The sequence below is a fragment of the Mesorhizobium sp. M7A.F.Ca.CA.003.01.2.1 genome, assembly GCF_003998945.1.
GTDB lineage: Bacteria > Pseudomonadota > Alphaproteobacteria > Rhizobiales > Rhizobiaceae > Mesorhizobium > Mesorhizobium ciceri.
On sequence record NZ_RZRA01001520.1, the window covers coordinates 1 to 699 of the forward strand.

Below are 699 nucleotides of genomic sequence, written 5' to 3' on the forward strand. Positions count from 1 at the left end.
CGATCCAGGCGCGCGCATCTTCATCGGAGCGGCCATGCTCGTGCCAGCGCTCCATCAGGCGGCGCTCGAGCTCGTTGCGCGGCACGTCGACGAAGATCGAGAAATCGAACAGCGGCGCCAGCCGCGACCACGGCTCTTCGTCGAGCAGCAGGTAATTGCCTTCGACCAGGATGAACTTGGTTTCTGTGGCGACGATCGAGGCTGCGGCGCGCGACAGTTCCATGTTGCGGTCGAAGACCGGAATGGCGATGTCGGGTTCACCGGCACGGATACGCTTCAGCAAGGCCTCAAAACCGGCAAAGTCGAAGGTTTCCGGCGCGCCCTTGCGCGCGCGCAGACCGCGCCGCTCGAGCACGGCGTCGTCATAGTGGAAGCCGTCCATCGGTACGACCTCCGCTGCCCCTTCGGGCAGCAGTTCATGCAGCCTTGCCGACAGCGTCGACTTGCCGGCGCCCGGTGGACCGGCAATGGCGACGATGAAGCGGTTTGCCTTGCCGGCGCGTTTGAAGATGGTGGCGGCGAGATGGGCGATTTCGGACATGAGAGCCTCTCTGGCAGAGCTTCAGATCCACCATGTTCCGCATGATGATTTCGGCCACATCTTGGCGACAGTTCACGGAAATTTCAAACCCTGCGGCCGCGCAATCACACCTACGAGGCCAGCGGCTGGCCGATGCGCAGGAAATCGCTGTCGAAGGG

1 protein-coding gene is annotated in these 699 nt (G+C 63.2%); it reads right to left on the reverse strand.

Going from position 1 to position 699, the window contains the following annotated elements; genetic code table 11:
* A partial coding sequence (locus EN969_RS33910) for a nucleoside triphosphate hydrolase (protein ID WP_164758792.1) occupies nucleotides 1-541 on the reverse strand: 541 nt, incomplete at its 3' end.
* Nucleotides 542-699 lie beyond the last annotated feature (158 nt).